Source organism: Pseudomonas sp. MWU16-30317 (assembly GCF_020515695.1).
Taxonomy (GTDB): domain Bacteria; phylum Pseudomonadota; class Gammaproteobacteria; order Pseudomonadales; family Pseudomonadaceae; genus Aquipseudomonas.
On record NZ_JAIWJA010000007.1, the window covers coordinates 351,352 to 367,198 of the forward strand.

At 54.8% G+C, this 15,847-nt stretch carries 16 protein-coding genes; 15 read left to right on the top strand and 1 reads right to left on the bottom strand.

Going from position 1 to position 15,847, the window contains the following annotated elements; translation table 11 throughout:
* Window positions 1–140: 140 nt before the first annotated feature.
* Genes LIX93_RS20835 through LIX93_RS20855 form a run of 5 tightly spaced genes read left to right on the top strand, consistent with a single transcriptional unit; the run spans window position 141 to window position 6,038 of the window.
* Window positions 141–1,067, top strand: coding sequence for a homocysteine S-methyltransferase family protein (locus LIX93_RS20835; protein ID WP_226505945.1), 927 nt, complete (start codon window positions 141–143; stop codon window positions 1,065–1,067).
* Entirely contained in the window at window positions 1,060–2,607 is a 1,548-nt protein-coding gene (locus tag LIX93_RS20840; RefSeq protein ID WP_226505946.1) for an ABC transporter substrate-binding protein, read from the top strand. The genes LIX93_RS20835 and LIX93_RS20840 overlap by 8 nt, the downstream gene beginning before the upstream one ends.
* A gap of 4 nt (window positions 2,608–2,611) precedes the next feature.
* Window positions 2,612–3,607 carry an ABC transporter permease gene (locus tag LIX93_RS20845; RefSeq protein WP_226505947.1) on the top strand — a complete coding sequence of 332 codons (996 nt, stop codon included), beginning with the start codon at window positions 2,612–2,614 and terminating at the stop codon, window positions 3,605–3,607.
* A gap of 3 nt (window positions 3,608–3,610) precedes the next feature.
* Window positions 3,611–4,432, top strand: coding sequence for an ABC transporter permease (locus LIX93_RS20850; protein ID WP_226505948.1), 822 nt, complete (start codon window positions 3,611–3,613; stop codon window positions 4,430–4,432).
* A complete protein-coding gene (locus tag LIX93_RS20855; RefSeq protein WP_226505949.1) occupies window positions 4,425–6,038 on the top strand; it encodes an ABC transporter ATP-binding protein in 1,614 nt (537 codons plus the stop codon). Before LIX93_RS20850 ends, LIX93_RS20855 begins: the two co-directional genes overlap by 8 nt.
* 342 nt (window positions 6,039–6,380) lie before the next feature.
* Here LIX93_RS20855 and LIX93_RS20860 read toward each other — a convergent pair whose 3' ends face one another.
* Entirely contained in the window at window positions 6,381–7,268 is an 888-nt protein-coding gene (locus LIX93_RS20860) for a LysR substrate-binding domain-containing protein (RefSeq protein WP_226505950.1), read from the bottom strand.
* A gap of 188 nt (window positions 7,269–7,456) precedes the next feature.
* Here LIX93_RS20860 and LIX93_RS20865 point away from each other — a divergent pair, with 188 nt between their 5' ends.
* From LIX93_RS20865 to LIX93_RS20910, 10 genes are all read left to right on the top strand, one after another.
* Window positions 7,457–8,167, top strand: coding sequence for an ABC transporter permease subunit (locus LIX93_RS20865; protein ID WP_226505951.1), 711 nt, complete (start codon window positions 7,457–7,459; stop codon window positions 8,165–8,167).
* Window positions 8,167–8,850, top strand: coding sequence for an ABC transporter permease subunit (locus LIX93_RS20870; protein ID WP_226505952.1), 684 nt, complete (start codon window positions 8,167–8,169; stop codon window positions 8,848–8,850). Before LIX93_RS20865 ends, LIX93_RS20870 begins: the two co-directional genes overlap by 1 nt.
* Before the next feature lie 48 nt (window positions 8,851–8,898).
* Complete coding sequence (locus LIX93_RS20875; RefSeq protein WP_226505953.1) at window positions 8,899–9,747, top strand: lysine/arginine/ornithine ABC transporter substrate-binding protein; 849 nt, start codon at window positions 8,899–8,901, stop codon at window positions 9,745–9,747.
* Between the two features lie 35 nt (window positions 9,748–9,782).
* Window positions 9,783–10,910: an FAD-dependent oxidoreductase gene (locus LIX93_RS20880; protein ID WP_226505954.1), complete on the top strand. Its 1,128-nt coding sequence runs from the start codon at window positions 9,783–9,785 to the stop codon at window positions 10,908–10,910.
* Complete coding sequence (locus LIX93_RS20885; RefSeq protein WP_226505955.1) at window positions 10,900–11,214, top strand: (2Fe-2S)-binding protein; 315 nt, start codon at window positions 10,900–10,902, stop codon at window positions 11,212–11,214. The genes LIX93_RS20880 and LIX93_RS20885 overlap by 11 nt, the downstream gene beginning before the upstream one ends.
* On the top strand, window positions 11,207–12,583 hold the full coding sequence (locus LIX93_RS20890; protein WP_226505956.1) for an NAD(P)/FAD-dependent oxidoreductase: 1,377 nt from the start codon (window positions 11,207–11,209) through the stop codon (window positions 12,581–12,583). The genes LIX93_RS20885 and LIX93_RS20890 overlap by 8 nt, the downstream gene beginning before the upstream one ends.
* Window positions 12,584–12,600: 17 nt before the next feature.
* Window positions 12,601–12,957 carry a RidA family protein gene (locus tag LIX93_RS20895; RefSeq protein WP_226505957.1) on the top strand — a complete coding sequence of 119 codons (357 nt, stop codon included), beginning with the start codon at window positions 12,601–12,603 and terminating at the stop codon, window positions 12,955–12,957.
* 110 nt (window positions 12,958–13,067) lie between these two features.
* Window positions 13,068–13,901 (top strand): ATP-binding cassette domain-containing protein, encoded by an 834-nt coding sequence (locus LIX93_RS20900; RefSeq protein WP_226505958.1) that lies wholly within the window; start codon window positions 13,068–13,070, stop codon window positions 13,899–13,901.
* Window positions 13,902–14,024: 123 nt separating this feature from the next.
* Window positions 14,025–14,303: a hypothetical protein gene (locus tag LIX93_RS20905; protein ID WP_226505959.1), complete on the top strand. Its 279-nt coding sequence runs from the start codon at window positions 14,025–14,027 to the stop codon at window positions 14,301–14,303.
* A gap of 193 nt (window positions 14,304–14,496) precedes the next feature.
* Window positions 14,497–15,216 (top strand): transporter substrate-binding domain-containing protein, encoded by a 720-nt coding sequence (locus tag LIX93_RS20910; protein WP_226505960.1) that lies wholly within the window; start codon window positions 14,497–14,499, stop codon window positions 15,214–15,216.
* Window positions 15,217–15,847 lie beyond the last annotated feature (631 nt).

Consider the following 15,847-nt stretch of genomic DNA (forward strand, 5'->3'; position numbering starts at 1 on the left):
AACATTAATCACCAATAACCCACTTTAATGATAACAATCTCCTGAAAAGTTAGTAAAGATCAACGCAAGTTACATAATGCATAAAAAGACAGCTCCGGCCTTATTTAGGTATTTGATTATCGAGGTCTCAGGTAAATACGATGGCGAAGCAGATTCAAATTCTAGACGGTGGAATGGGCAGGGAACTCGCACGCAATGGCGCGCCGTTTCGCCAGCCGGAGTGGTCGGCACTGGCGCTTATCGAAGCGCCTGAGTATGTGCGTCAGGCACATGACGCGTATGTGCACGCCGGTGCTCAGGTGATCTCAACAAACAGCTATGCGTTGGTGCCGTTTCATATTGGCGAGGCACGCTTTCAAACTGACGGTACTGCGTTGGCACGCCTGGCTGCCTCCATAGCCCGCGCCGCAGCGGACGCAGGCCCCAATCTAATTCGCGTTGCAGGCTCGCTGCCGCCGCCACTCGGCTCATACCGTCCGGATCTGTTTGAACCCCTAGAGGCCGGCAGGATTCTACAAGTGCTGATTGATGCTCTGAGTGACGATGTTGATCTCTGGTTGGCCGAGACGCAAAGCTCCATCGCCGAAGTAAGGTTGGTGGCTGAGTTGTTGAAGGATGACCTGCGACCACGCTGGTTCTCCTTCACCCTCGACGATGCCCTAAATGCACAGGGTCAAGCCCAACTGCGATCCGGCGAGAGCATCAAAGACGCGGTGATAGCGGCGACTGGGCTGAACGCTGCGGCGGTCTTGTTCAACTGTAGCGCACCGGAAGTCATGGGCGCGGCCCTGCTTGAAGCAGCAGCCCATAGCGCCTTGCCGCTTGGAGTTTATGCCAATGCATTCGAGCCGTCGGACAACAAGCAAGGCGCCAACGTAGGCATCAGCGAACTGCGCCGTGACACCCAGCCACCCAACTATTTGCGATGGGCAAAAGAATGGGTGGATCAAGGCGCCAGCATCGTAGGCGGTTGCTGCGGCATTGGGCCTGAACATATTGCCGCGCTGTCGGCTGCCTTTCCTCTCGTTGATTCCTCAACCTATCCACAGGGCGCCCAGCATGATTGATCGCCGTTCGTTTATCAAAGGTACTGGGGCCATCGCCATGACCGCCGCCATGACCTCTTCGTGGTCATTGTCCACCGCCTTCGCTGAAGAGCCTTCGCGTCCTAAAAAGGGTGGGCACCTGGTTATCGGGCTGGATAACGCTTCTACCACCGATCGTCTGGATCCTGCGTTCTGGTTTGAGAGCTGGATGTATTTCACCGGGAGCCAGCTGTTCAACGCTCTGGTCGAGATCGATGACAAGAGTGAACTCGTGCCTTCCCTGGCCGAGTCGTGGTCGAGTAGCGACGGGGGCCGTAAATGGGTGCTGAAAATCCGTAAAGGCGTGCAGTTCCATGATGGCCGCTCCTTGAGCGCTAAAGACGTGATCTGGTCTCTCAACCATCATCGCGGAGAGAAATCATCCTCCCCGGTCAAGGGATACCTGGAGCCTGTCACGGGCCTGGCAGCCACCGAAGAGCATGAGGTCACCATTACCTTGGGAGAGCCGAACGTAGAGTTTATTGCGCTGCTGTCGGCTGTTCATTTTGTGATCACTGCAGAGAACGAAGCGTTTGAAAAAGGCATCGGTACCGGCGCCTTTATTCTCGAAAGCTTCCAGCCCGGCGTGCGCATGCTGGTCAAGCGCAATCCCAATCACTGGAACCCTGCGCGTGGTCATGTGGACTCGGTTGAAACCTTGGCCATGAACGATTCGACCGCCAGGGTTGCAGCCCTGATCAGCGGCTCGGTGCATATCATCAACCGGGTCAATCCGCGTATCGTCGGGCGGATCGAAAAAATGCCTTCGATCCAGTTGGTGCGGGACAAGGACAGCCAGATATTCACGTTGCCGGGGCTGGCCAACCTTGCGCCGTTCACGTCCCTGGATGGGCGTCTGGCGTTGAAGTACGCCGTTGATCGGCAGCAGATGATCGACACAGTGCCGGGAGGCTATGCATCCCTGGGCAACGACAATCCAATCTTTCCATCCAATAAGTATTTCTCTCGGGACATTCCTCAGCGGCCTTACGACCCTGACCGAGCACGGTTCCACTGGCAAAAGGCGGGCTTCGATGGCCCGCTGGTGCTCTCTGCCGCAGACGCCGGTTTCCCCGGCGCGGTGGACGCCGCCCAGCTGTATCAGCAATCGGCCAAAAAAGCGGGCATCGTGCTTAACGTCGAGCGGGTGCCGGACGATGCTTTCTGGACCGACACCTGGTTGAAAAAACCGTTTTGCACGTCCAACTGGGGTGCCCGTCCTACCGCAGATGCGCTGCTGTCGCTGGTATTTACCAGTAACGCGCCATGGAATGAATCTGCCTGGCGAGTGCCCGCCTTCGACCAGTTGGTGAAAGCTGCACGTGGGGAAACCGACGAGAACAGGCGCCGCCAGATTTACCACGACATCCAGGTGATGCTGGTGGATCAAGGCAGCGAAATCATCCCGCTGTACGCCGACGCTCTTTCTGCGACCCGCAAAAATGTACGGGGCTTCACGTCGGTGCCTGGCGTGCCGCTCAGCGGAAACCGCGCCGCCGAGAAAGTCTGGCTGGAAGGGTAATTTCATGGCTTTGACACTGCCGGTTTCCGCTCGCGCAACCGGGCGAAACCTTCTGAGCAGCATGATTGCCCGGCGGCTGGTCGCCGGGCTGTTGATGCTGCTGGCGATCTCGTTGTTGATCTTCGCCGGGCTGAATTTACTGCCTGGCAACACCGCCACCGCGATTCTCGGCCAGTCGGCCACGCCCGCTGCGGTTCAGGCCCTAAAGCTGCAACTGGGCCTGGATCAGCCGGCAGGATGGCGTTATCTGCATTGGCTCGGCGGCGTGTTGCAGGGGGATTTCGGCATCAGTCTGACCTCCCGGGAAAACATTTCCGTCGCCCTCTGGGACCGGCTGAAAAACACCCTATTTCTGGCTGGCAGTACCGCGTTGGTGGCGGTGCCTCTGGCACTGACCATTGGTTTTGTCTCGGTGCGGTTTCACGGCGGCTGGGTCGATAGCCTGCTGAACCTGCTGACCCGCGCAGCGGTGGCTTTGCCTGAGTTTTTCTCGGGCTATATGCTGATTTTCATTTTTTCGATGACCCTTGCCTGGCTGCCCAGCAACAGCAGTGTGCAGATGGATATGCCGCTGTCAGCCCGATTGATGGCGATCATCCTGCCTGGAGTGACGCTGGTTCTGGCGGTACTGGGGCACATGAGCAACATGACTCGGGCAGCGCTGCTCAGTGCCCAACGCAGCAGTTATGTCGATACCGCGATCCTCAAGGGCCTGTCGCCCATGGGGGTTCTGTGGCGCCACGTGTTGCCTAATGCCTGCGGGCCGATCATCAATGTGATCGTGCTCAACATGGCCTACCTGATGGTGGGCGTGGTGATCGTGGAAAACGTCTTTGTCTATCCCGGCCTGGGCCAGTACATGGTCGACAGCATCAGCAAACGCGATGTGCCCGTGGTGCAGGGCTGCGCGCTGGTGCTGACAGCCATTTACATCCTGCTCAATCTCTTCGCCGACGTAGTCACCCTGCTGACGAACCCCCGCATACGCCACGGAAAATAGTCCATGCCTGCCATAAGAATCGTCCACTTGCCCGGCATTGTCGGTCTGCTGCTGTTTGTGGCCATCGCCCTGCTCGCCCCCTGGCTCTCGCCCCATGCGCCCGATCAGGTGATCGGGATGGCTTGGGATGTACCATCGGATCTTGCCCCACTGGGGACCGACAATCTGGGTCGGGATCTGCTATCGCGCCTGATATGGGGCACCCGCACCTCGTTGTCGGTGACGGCAGTCGCGGCGTTGATCGCGTTCGCCGCCGGCACCACGCTGGGCTTCATCGCAGGGGTGAGCGGCGGCTGGATCGATCAATTGATCTCGCGGGTCAACGATGTGCTGATGGCGATCCCGACCCTGATATTGGCGCTGGTCATTTTGGCAACGTTGCCCAAAACACTCGGTGTGATCATTCTCGTGCTCGGGCTGCTGGAGGCCACGCGGATTCTGCGGGTGGCTCGCGCCCTGGCGGCCGATATCGCCGCCATGGAGTTCATCGATGTCGCGCGCATGCGTGGCGAATGCCTGGGCTGGATTCTGCTGCGGGAAATTCTGCCGAATGCCCTGCCGATATTGATTGCCGAGTTCGCGTTGCGCTTTGTCTTCATTCTGCTGTTTCTTTCGGCGTTGTCTTTCCTGGGGCTGGGCATCCAGCCGCCTACCGCCGACTGGGGTGGGCTGGCTCGGGATAACAAGGACGGCATCCTGTTCGGTATCTGGGCCGCACTCATACCGGGAGCCGCTATCGCGACCCTGGCGCTGTGCATCAATACGTTGGCCGACTGGCTGCTCGGCGCTAATACCCGCGCCTGGGGAGCCCGCAATCATGGCTGAATTTCAAAGAACCAAACCGGCTCTGCTGTTGAGCGTCGAACAGCTGCAGATTGTCACCAGAGGCAAACCCCAACGGACACTGGTCGATGATATTTCCTTTACGCTCAACGCAGGGGAAGTGCTCGGACTGATTGGCGAGTCCGGTGCAGGAAAATCTACGATCGGTCAGGCAATACTGGGTCACTTGCGCGAAGGCATGGCGCTCAGCAGTGGACGCATCCTGTTCAACGGCCAGGATCTGCTGCGGTTATCGGAACCTCAGATGCGCCAGATCCGCGGCAAGCGCATTGCTTACGTCGCACAGTCCGCCGGCGCAGCGTTCAACCCGGCGCTCACCATCGGCGAGCAAGTGGTCGAGGCCGCCCGGCTGCATGGGCTGATGGACGCTCAAATGGCCAAAGAGCGAGCGCTGGACTTGTTCCGACGATTCTCCCTGCCCAATCCGGAACAGTTTTTTCTGCGCTATCCGCACCAGGTTTCCGGGGGGCAGTTGCAACGGGCGATGATCGCCATGGCGCTGTGCAGCGCGCCTGACCTGATCGTGTTCGATGAGCCTACCACCGCGCTGGATGTCATCACACAGTTAGGGATTCTTCAGGCCATTGCCAAGGTGATCCACCAGGAAGGCGTAGCGGCAATCTATATCAGTCACGATTTGGCAGTAGTTGCTCAATTGGCGGACCACATCATGGTATTGCGTGATGGTCGTCGGGTTGAGCACGGTACGACTCAACAGATTTTGCATTGCCCTGCCCAAGCCTACACCCAGCAGTTGCTAAACGCCGAGCGCGGGGGCCATCGGCCCAAGACTCTTGAATCCGAGAGCACGGTGCTACTGGCTATCCGATCATTGAGTGTCAGCTATCATAATCAACCGGTTCTGGACGACGTCTGCCTAAGTCTCTCGAAGGGGCGTACGTTGGCACTCATCGGTGAATCAGGTTCTGGCAAATCCACGCTTGGCAAAGTGATTTGCGGTTTGCTGGCGGCCGACTCGGGCTCCATGACGCTTAACAGTCTCGCACTGCCCCCGACGCTACGCGAGCGCACGCATCAGCATCTGCAGCGGATACAAATGATTCACCAGATACCCGATAACGCACTCAATCCCAAGCTGCTGATAGGGGATCAGTTAAGCCGGGCGCTGCAAAAATTCACTGAGCTGAATAGGGAGCAGCGGCAACGACGAGTGATCGAGTTGCTAAGTCAGGTTGGATTGGACGCTGCTGTAGCGCAGCGTTTTCCGCACACGCTTTCTGGAGGTCAGAAGCAGCGGGTGTGCATTGCCCGAGCGCTTGCAGCACAGCCGGATCTGATCGTCTGTGACGAGCCCACTTCCGCGCTGGATCCTCTGGTTGCCCGCGATGTAATGATACTGCTGCGAAAACTGCAGCATGATACAGGCGTGTCGTATTTGTTCATTACCCACGATCTCCACGTCGTAAAAGAAATTGCCCATGATGTCGCGGTGCTGTGCAACGGACGCATCGTCCGTCAAGGTAGCGTTGATGAAGCACTCAACGCGCCACTTGATGCCTACACCCAGAGTTTGGTTAAGGCCGTGCCGGAGATGAGAGAGGACTGGCTAACCAAGATGACAGGTTGATGGCGACTCGTTCCATTTCCACCTTACGGCCCCGTTTCGGAGTATCTGTGTCTTTTTTCGCCCTGCGGCAACGGCTGTACCTGAAGTTACTCGCTATCGAGTTCGGCTTCCGAAACCTATCGAATGCCGGCAAATTAAATGCTCCTTCCACTCATAACTCTGACGATGAGTGCGTAATCGCTTGGGGACCGGTTTGATGATGCCCGCAACAGAAATTGGCCAGTGAGTGGCTATTGCCCGCCTGAGTGATGCGAGTGGTGTGGGGAGTGGGCAAGCGGATGAAAGCGTATCTCGAATTGCTGGGCATCAAGACACCTCCATAGTCTTGGCCCGACCTGATACCTACACCCATCCGTTTTTGAAGAACACTAGGAACTGATGTGAAAACTCCTCAGTTAACGCTTGCTGAGAGCTTTTGCTGGAGCGGATGACAAGGAAGCCAGTATCCACTTTCACCGAGAGGGGCCGTATTTCGAGTCCCTTCCCCACAAAATCAAATGCTGTGGGCGGATCAACGATACTCACGCCGAGCCCCTGGGCAACGAGTGCACAAGCGGTATAAGACAAACTCGTCTCCAGCCGAGTGACCCGGGGAACTTGAGCCAGGGCAATCTGCACCCCGGAAGAAAAAATTGATCCTGGCCGAGGCGCGACAAATCGCTGCCCTTCAAAATCACTCGGCGCCACGATCTTCAGTTTGGCCATGGGGTGGTTGCTGGGCATCACCGCAACCGCATCCATGTCCACAGACAGCATTTCGACGCCGTGCGGATTGAGCGGTCCTTCGGCGTAACCGATATCGACTTGGCCAGCTGACACCATTTCCGCTACTTGATGCGATGGAACCCCCAGAATACTGATCTGGAGATTCGGCCGCTCCGGAAGAAAGTACGCCAAAAATCTCGGCAATAGCGTGTTTGCCACTGCCGGCATTGCCGCGATCCTTAACGAGCCCGCCGTGTGTTCTCTTATCCCAGATGCCAGGCGACCGATTCGATCGAGACCGATAAACGATCGCTCTACCTCGGGAATGAGGGCATGGGCTTGAGGTGTAGGGATTAATTGACTGCCCCGCCTTTGGAATAGCGGTAAACCAACCGCCTCCTCAAAATCCCTGATTAGACGGGTAACCGCTGGCTGTGTCACTGACATCAGGTTGGCGGCCCCCGTCATGCTGCCTGTTCGCATCACGGCATGGAATGCCTCAACTTGGCGGTGGTTGATACGCATGACTCACCTCATAACATTTTCGCATACTTGAAGGGGGTATTTTTGATTTTGAATTATGCTCGGAGCATGCGAAATTGCAAAACATTAAACAGAATAAGAAAAAAATCGCGCCCTGCTGGCGCCAGTAGCACAAGCATCCTGCCGTAACGCCACCCTGATAAGCGCGCTGTCGCCTGTGGAGTAATACCGTGAATTTCTTAGAAATAATGAGCTTCGGTGACCAGGGATGGGCAACCGATATGCTGCTCGCCGCCTTGATGACGTGCGCGATATCGGTCTGCGGATTCCTATGTGGATCGCTCATCGGCTGCCTTGGCTGCTGGGCAAAGCTGTCACGGTCTTACCTCTTGAGATGGCTGGCCGACGTGTACACCACTGTGGTACGTGGGGTACCTGACCTCTTAGTCATCTACCTCTTTTACTTTGGCAGCAGCATGGTGCTGACCCAGTTGGCTCAATCCCTAGGACTCAAAGGATTCGTGGGGCTGCCCGGATTTTTCGTGGGCGTAGTGGCTATCTCTGTAATCAGCGGCGCTTACCAGCTGGAGGTACTTCGCGGTGCAGTGAACAGCGTTGCTGTCGGTAGCATCGAGGCGGGCCGATCAATAGGCCTCAGCAAATTCAAGTTGTTCTCACTCATTATTGCCCCCCAAGCCCTTAGGCTTGCTCTACCAGGCCTTGGCAACGTTTGGCTACTGGTCCTGAAAGACTCTGCCCTGATCAGCGTTGTTGGGCTCGTAGAGCTGATGCGCCAATCGCAGATAGGCGCAGGTGCAACCCACCAACCCTTCCTTTTTTACTGCACTGCCGCTGCCCTGTATTTCGTCATCAGCGCATTCAGCAGCCATTTGATTGCGCGGCTTGAGCACAAGCTTGATAAGCCGATGAGGAGAGCATGATGGACTTCGCATTTCTGCTTGAGTGCTTCAAACGACTACTGGCTGGCGTCCCCCTTACACTGGGCTTATCACTGTTTTCCTGCGCTATCGGCTTGGTCCTGGCTTCAGTTATCTGCGCCATGCGCCTGTCAAAAAAAGTGTGGCTGGATTATCCCGCCCGGGGTTTCGTTTCCATATTCCGCGGCACTCCACTGCTGGTTCAGTTGTTTGTTATTTACTACGGTCTGGGCCAGTTCACTTGGCTACGTGAAAGTTTCGCTTGGGCCTACCTCAGAGAGGCTTACTGGTGCGTTCTCGCGGCACTGGCCTTGAATACTGCAGCCTATACAAGCGAGATCCTTCGGGGAGGCATCAATTCCGTCCAGCACGGACAAATTGAGGCGGCACTGTCCGTTGGCTTGCGTAAGGATCAAATCTGGCGGTGTGTAATTCTCCCGCAAGCGTGGCGCCAAATGTTGCCCGCTTACGGAAACGAAATAATCCTGCAAATCAAATCTACCTCACTTGCTTCAATTGTCACGCTAATGGAGGTGACCGGTATTGCAGCGAAGCTGGTGTCGCAGAGTTATCGGCCTATCGAAGTTTTCGTATGCGCCGGCACGTTGTACCTGTTGTTCAATTTTGTAGTAACTCGTGCAGTTGCACTGATGGAATCCCGGCTTACACGGGGTATGCGGCGTTAATTAAGTTAGCAGCATATATCTGCCCAATCTAAATTGAGGAAGCTTGCTATGCAATTTAAGAACTTGATGTTGAGTGCAGTATTGTTTTCCAGCGTATGCGCATCGTTCGCCAACGCCGAAGATTCCCAAGTCATCAGAATTGCCACAGAAGGCGCGTATGCACCTTGGAACTTTGTAAAACCAGGTGGGCAACTCGACGGCTTCGAGATCGAACTGGCTCGCGACCTTTGCGATCGCATGAAAGCGAAGTGTGAAATCTCTGCGCATGATTGGGACGGGTTGATTCCATCACTGAACGGAGGGCAAATCGACGCAATCATGGCAGGCATGAGTATTACGCCTAAGCGCCAAGAGGTAATCGGTTTCAGTCGCACGTACGCAGCTCCACTCAACGGCTTTCTAGTGCTTGATAACAGCAGCCTCGCCAAGCTGCCTGGCGACGCAAAAAGTATCAATCTCGACAAAGACGAGACAGAGGCTGAAGCGCTCATCAACCAGATGGCGCCCCTCCTCAAAGGCAAAGTAATCGGCGTACAAGGCTCGACTACCGCTTCTGCCTTCGCTGAAAAATATCTTTCGAAGGTCGTCGAGGTTCGCGAGTACAAGACCGTTGATGCTCACAACATGGATTTGATGAGTGGTCGCATCGATGCGGTATTGGCTAACGCCGTAGTTCTCAAACTCGCAACTCAGGATCCGTCGTTGAAAGGCACGAATATGGCTGGCCCGATATTTTCCGGCGGGGTTTTTGGTCCTGGTATCGGCATTGGGCTGCGAAAGTCTGATACGGCCTTGAAGGCGAAGTTTGATGAAGCCATCACAGCGGCAGTCAAAGACGGCACGGTGAAGAAGCTTTCTGAAAAATGGCTGAAATTCGACGTAACTCCATTGGAATAAGTGCGGATATTCCAGGCTGAGCGGAGCGGTAACTTATGAGTGGTGTAACGATCGTTGTGGGCGGAGGATTGGTCGGATTGGCGACTGCCTACGGCCTTGCCTGCAGGGGACAGAAAGTTCGTCTGTTGGATCAAGGGGATACTGCCCTTCGAGCGGCACGAGGGAATTTCGGCCTCGTTTGGGTGCAGGGTAAAGGCTATGGGATGCCAGCCTATGCACGATTGACGCTTCGGTCCGCAGCAAGTTGGCCACGCTTTGCCAGCGACCTGCTGGCCGAGACAGGAATCGACGTTCACCTGCGCCAGCCTGGAGGGTTCAGCCTTTGCTTAAACCATGAGGACATGGTTGAAGAGGCGGGGCAATTGCACTGGCTACGCGAGGCGCTGGAGGGCAAGTATCGATTTGAAGAGCTGGGCCCTCAAGAGCTGCGACGGCGGTTGCCTGGCGTGGGACCAGATGTTGTGGGGGCTTGCTACAGCCCTGACGATGGTCACACCAATCCACTCTTGCTCTTAAGGGCACTCACCTCCGCGGTTCAACGACGCGGGGTGAGCCTGGAAACCGGTTGTGAGGTCCAAAAGATCGAGAGCACTGGGTCGGGTTACCGGTTGACGGGTAATGGCCGGACATGGGAGGGAGACCGAGTTGTGTTGGCCGCAGGGCTAGGTAATCAATCCTTGGCACAGCAGGTCGGCATATCCCTTGGTTTGTCTCCAAATCGTGGACAAATCCTGATAACCGAGCGTCTGCCTCATTTTCTGGATTACCCCACCAACTACGTTCGTCAGACCGGCGAAGGAACCGTACAGCTCGGGTATTCCAACGAATCCACAGGCTTGAATGACGGCGTCAGTGCCAACGTGATGTCGGACATTGCCCGACGTGCAGTTGCCTGTTTTCCGAGGCTCGCCAACGTTCAACTCGTCCGCGCGTGGGGGGCGCTCAGGGTGCTCACGCCTGACGGCTTTCCCATTTACCAAGAGTCTCCAAGATTTCCAGGCGTCTTTGCGCTTACCTGCCACAGCGGTGTGACGCTGGCAGCAGTACATGCCTACGAAGTGGCCCCATGGATTGCGGGCGGGCCGCCACCGGACGAGCTCCAAGTATTCAGCGATCAGCGGTTCAAGACCCCTGACTATAAGGTAATCAGCAATGGCCACTAGCCCGTTGTTTCGATCTCTGGATGCCAGCACATCCGAGGTTCTCATTGAGTTCGATGGAAAGCAGATCAGCGTCGCCGACGACACGAATTTGGCGGCGGCTCTTCTCGAAGCTGGCGTAGATGTCACCCGAAAGACCGCCGTGAGCGGGGCCTCTCGTACGGCCTACTGCATGATGGGTGTCTGTTTTGAATGCTTGGTTGAGATCGACGGAGTTTCGAGACAGGCCTGTCAGGTCCGGACTCACGAGGGTTTGAAGGTCACAACCCATTTTCCAGCAGCGACCAAAGGTGGCCCCCATGACTGACCATGTGCAGGTGATAGTTCTGGGCGCTGGACCTGCTGGCATTGCAGCCGCAATGCGTCTGCACGCTGAAGGCGTGAAGGTATTGGTGCTGGATGAACAGGCGACACCCGGCGGCCAGATCTATAGAGAAGTAAGCCTCGCCTCACCTAAGCGTAAAGAATTGCTAGGCAAGGACTATGCGGCGGGAAGCGTAGCGGTAACCTCCTTCATAAAAAGCGGGGTCGACTACGTTTCGAATGCCTCGGTATGGCTTGTGACAGCTGAACGCGAAGTGCACTTCCGCGTTGCGGGAGAGACTCGCGTCATCTCTGCAGACCGCATCTTGTTCTGCAGTGGCGCTTATGAACGCCCCATGCCGGTTCCCGGTTGGACCCTTCCTGGTGTCATGACGGCAGGTGCAGGCCAAATTCTTCTGAAAACTGGAGCGCGTGTGCCCAATGGAGCCGTGGTGCTCGCGGGTACAGGTCCGTTGCTTTACCTGCTGACTGTTCAATACTTAAAAGCCGGTGTGAAAATCAAAGCACTTGTGGATACGAGCGCTCACAGTGACTTGATGGCAGCAGCTCGCTATTTGCCTGCTGCACTGCCTGCCTGGAAGCAACTCTTCAAAGGCATCTCTTTGATGGCTCAAATTCGGCGGGCAGGCATCGATTGGTACCAAGGTGCGACCGACATCCAGATTGAGGGCAAGGTCAAAGCGCAGGCCATCAGTTTTACCCATAAAGGAGCACAGTGCCGGATGGACTGCGACCTTGTGCTGCTGCATCAGGGGGTAGTTCCTAATACTCATCCGACGCTGTCCATCGGAGCGGAACATCAGTGGGATGAGGGCCAAGTCTGCTGGGTCGCCAAACAAAATCAGTGGGGAGCGTTGAGCGTTCCCGGTTTTTTCATCGCAGGGGATGGAGCTGGTGTGAATGGCGCCGAAGCCGCTGCTTTACAAGGGCGGCTCGCGGGGCTAGGCATTGCAATTTCGCTAGAAAAATTGACCTCCAAAGCCGCCGAATCAGAAGCGCAAACAATCCGTCGCTCCTGGGAAAAAATCCGCTGTATCCGCCCGATGCTGGAACGACTGTATAGACCTATCCAGAGTCTCCAGCTCCCGGCCGATGACACCATCATTTGCCGATGCGAAGAGGTCACTGCAGGTGCGGTTCGCCAATACGCAGCGCTGGGATGTCTGGGCCCGAACCAAACGAAAGCGTTCGGCAGATGCGGTATGGGTCCCTGCCAAGGCAGGCAGTGCGGACTGTCCGTGACACAGATTCTGGCGGATGCCCGGCACGTTTCGCCTTCCGAGGTCGGCTATTACCGAATCCGTCCTCCACTCAAGCCGATCACACTCGCCGAGCTGGCCAACGAAAAATAACCATGGAGCACACCTATATGACTTCAATCAATCGTATAGAAAGCAATGCCCGCTTGAGCCGAGCAGTCGTTCACAATGGCGTCGTATACCTCGCGGGCATAACTGCTACCGATTGTACTCAGGATATTCGAGACCAAACACGCGAAGTTCTAGCAAAAATCGACGAGCGCCTGAGCCAAGCTGGTAGCGATAAGGATCATATTTTGTCGGCGCAAATCTGGCTCGCGAATATTGTTCAGGACTTCGATCCGATGAATGATGAATGGAGCAACTGGCTTGGATCGGCCGGCCGTCCCGCTCGTGCAACATGCCAGGTAACTTTCGACGAGCCGTCATTATTGATCGAAGTAATTATCACTGCTGCCACTCGGTAAAAACTGAAAGTTGCTCAGCAGGGATCAGAGCAATTCATTTCATCGTCAACCAGCACTATCCAGCGCCTAGCAGAACGTGATGTGCGCAGAGATAGAGAACAAGGTGTCTTATGTCCATCTCCTCAGAAGCGGCATCCCGGAAAGTAGAAAGTAATTCTCCGTCTTTCAATAACCGCGAAGCTGAGCCCAAGCTCAGCATTTCAGGCCTCTGCAAACACTATGGAGAACATCAAGTTCTTCGTGGTGTATCACTACATGCCGATAAAGGTGATGTGATCAGTCTCATCGGTGCTAGCGGTTCGGGAAAAAGCACGCTTCTGCGCTGTGTGAACTTCCTTGAACAGCCGGACGCTGGAAAAATCCAGTTGGATGATTATTGCTTGGAGATTGGAGGTGCCGCTGGTAAACACAGCCTGCCTAAGGCCAGAGAGCTCCAAAAGCTTCGTTCAAGACTGGCGATGGTATTTCAGAACTTCAATCTGTGGAATCATATGACGGTCTTGGACAATGTTTGCCTTGGCCCTCAAAAGGTATTAGGTGTATCTCGACAGGACGCGGTTGAGCGAGCTGAAAGGTATCTCGAAAGAGTAGGCCTTCCATCCCGTACGACCCAGCAGTATCCATCAACTCTCTCTGGTGGTCAGCAGCAACGCGTTGCCATTGCTAGAGCGTTGGCAATGGAGCCCGAGGTGCTGCTTTTTGATGAGCCGACTTCAGCGCTTGATCCAGAGTTGGTCGGAGAGGTGCTCAAGGTCATAAAGTCACTCGCCGAAGAAGGTAGAACCATGTTGATGGTTACACATGAAATGGCCTTTGCGCGTCAGGTTTCAAGCAAGATTGTATTTCTTCATCAAGGATTAATTGAGGAAGAAGGAGATGCATCAATTCTCGATACACCGCAAAGCGAAAGACTGCAAAAATTTCTGGCGAATAGTTTGAAATAATTCTTAGCGAAAGCGTCGTAACTTGTCCGATGGACACTTATAGTCTACCTATAAACTAGGGGCGTCCTTATGTCTATCGCGCAGTTTTTAACTTCAAGACGCTGCGTTTAACAGAGCTACTAAATGAGCAATCACCAGGAATTACAATTCATCAATGGAACACGCTCTCGATTGCTGTTGGTGATTGAGCCTAGCTCCAGCGAGTTCTGGATAGAGAGCGGAGCCACCGTCCGTGTACTAGTCGGGCATCAATCAACTGAGCAGGCGCTAGAAGTTGAGTACCTTCCCGGAGGCATGGTGGTGTACACAAACAGCAGTGGCCAGGTAGAGGTTTACCAAAATGGTCGGCGACTTTCCCAAGGTAGTCAAACCAAACGCATGGCGATCAAACTTAGGCATTGACAATAATCACTATTTACCGCGAAGGCCTCGATGCGGGCCTGCACCTCGGCAGGGGTATGTTGGGTAAAAGGTTGGCACCCGATGAGCTCTGCAAGTTCTCCTAACATTCTATTACGAGTGCATGACCATGATTCTGAGAAAATTCGTATGTACGATATTCACCGCGGCCGTCTGTGTTAGCAGCAGCTTGTCTATGGCCAGTGAAAAAGATCTGCGGATCGGCATTGAAGCGGCCTACCCTCCATTCGCCTACAAGACTCCAGACAATAAGCTGGCCGGATTTGACTACGATCTGGGTCAAGAGCTCTGTGCCAGGATAACGGCGAAGTGCGAATGGATTGAAATGGAATTTGATGGGGTGATTCCTGCGCTCAAAGTGAGGAAAATTGATGCAGCGATCTCGTCGGTCTCCATCACTGCAGCACGAGCCAAATCTGTTGACTTCACAAATAGCTACTATCGGTTGCCAGCCAAGCTGGTCACACGAAAGGATAGCGGGATCAACGTTGCCCCCGGTGACTTGAGGGGAAAACGTATCGGCGTCCAGCGGGCCTCAAACTTCGACCGCTATGCAACTGAAGTTTTCGAGAAAGAGGGCGCTGAAGTCGTCAAATACGGCACGCAAAACGAGGTTTTTCTCGACTTGGCAGCTGGACGCTTGGACGCGTCGCTCGCTGGCTCCCTCGTCATTGAGGACGGCTTTTTGAAAACACCTCAAGGCGCCGACTATCACGTGCTCGATCAAAACTTTACGGATGAGGCCTACTTTGGCGTTGGAGCCGGTATCGCGACTCGGAAAAATGATCCGTTGGTAGGCAAACTGAATGATGCATTAGCAGCCATCAAACAGGACGGCACTTATGAAAAAATTCAAAAGAAATATTTCCAATACGATATTTCAGGGGATAAATAGGTTTTCCGTTGCCAACGAATTAAAGCATGAGCGACAGACAGCTATAGGCTGTTCTCTGCCGGTCATGCCCGAGCAGTGTAATGGTCAAACCCAATGTAAATGATTGGTCAGGTCGGATGTAAAAGGGGTTGGCAAGTCTGTGCAATTACCCAATAAAGATCAGTAATCTTGCCAAAACATACTGAATGCCTGATTAAGGCAGTTACCTGTGTCATATCCTGATCGATGTCCTGACGAGAGATCCGTTCATAGCCCCTCTATAGAGGGGTTTTTTCTCGCAGATATACACGTCATTTTCGCATTCAGGTTGACCAGCATATATCGGTAAAACACAGTCAGGAGCGATCGCTGGACAGCGTCTTCAGGGGCACGGTGGTGTCAGCTCAACGCAAGCATACTCTTGACCGCTTATCAGGTAATTGGGCCAAAAATATCGCTCTGGAAGTCAGCAGACAAGACCATTGGAATGGTATCGCCGATGTGTTTGACCCGCGCAAATTGCTCGGTTAAATACAAGGTACGGATCGCTGTTATCGACAGCACCTGCCCAGATAGTCAGGACCTTCAAGACTATGTCACCTCGGTGATGGTTGTCCCCAAGTGCGATTAGCGTTCGGTGGCTCGCACAGTG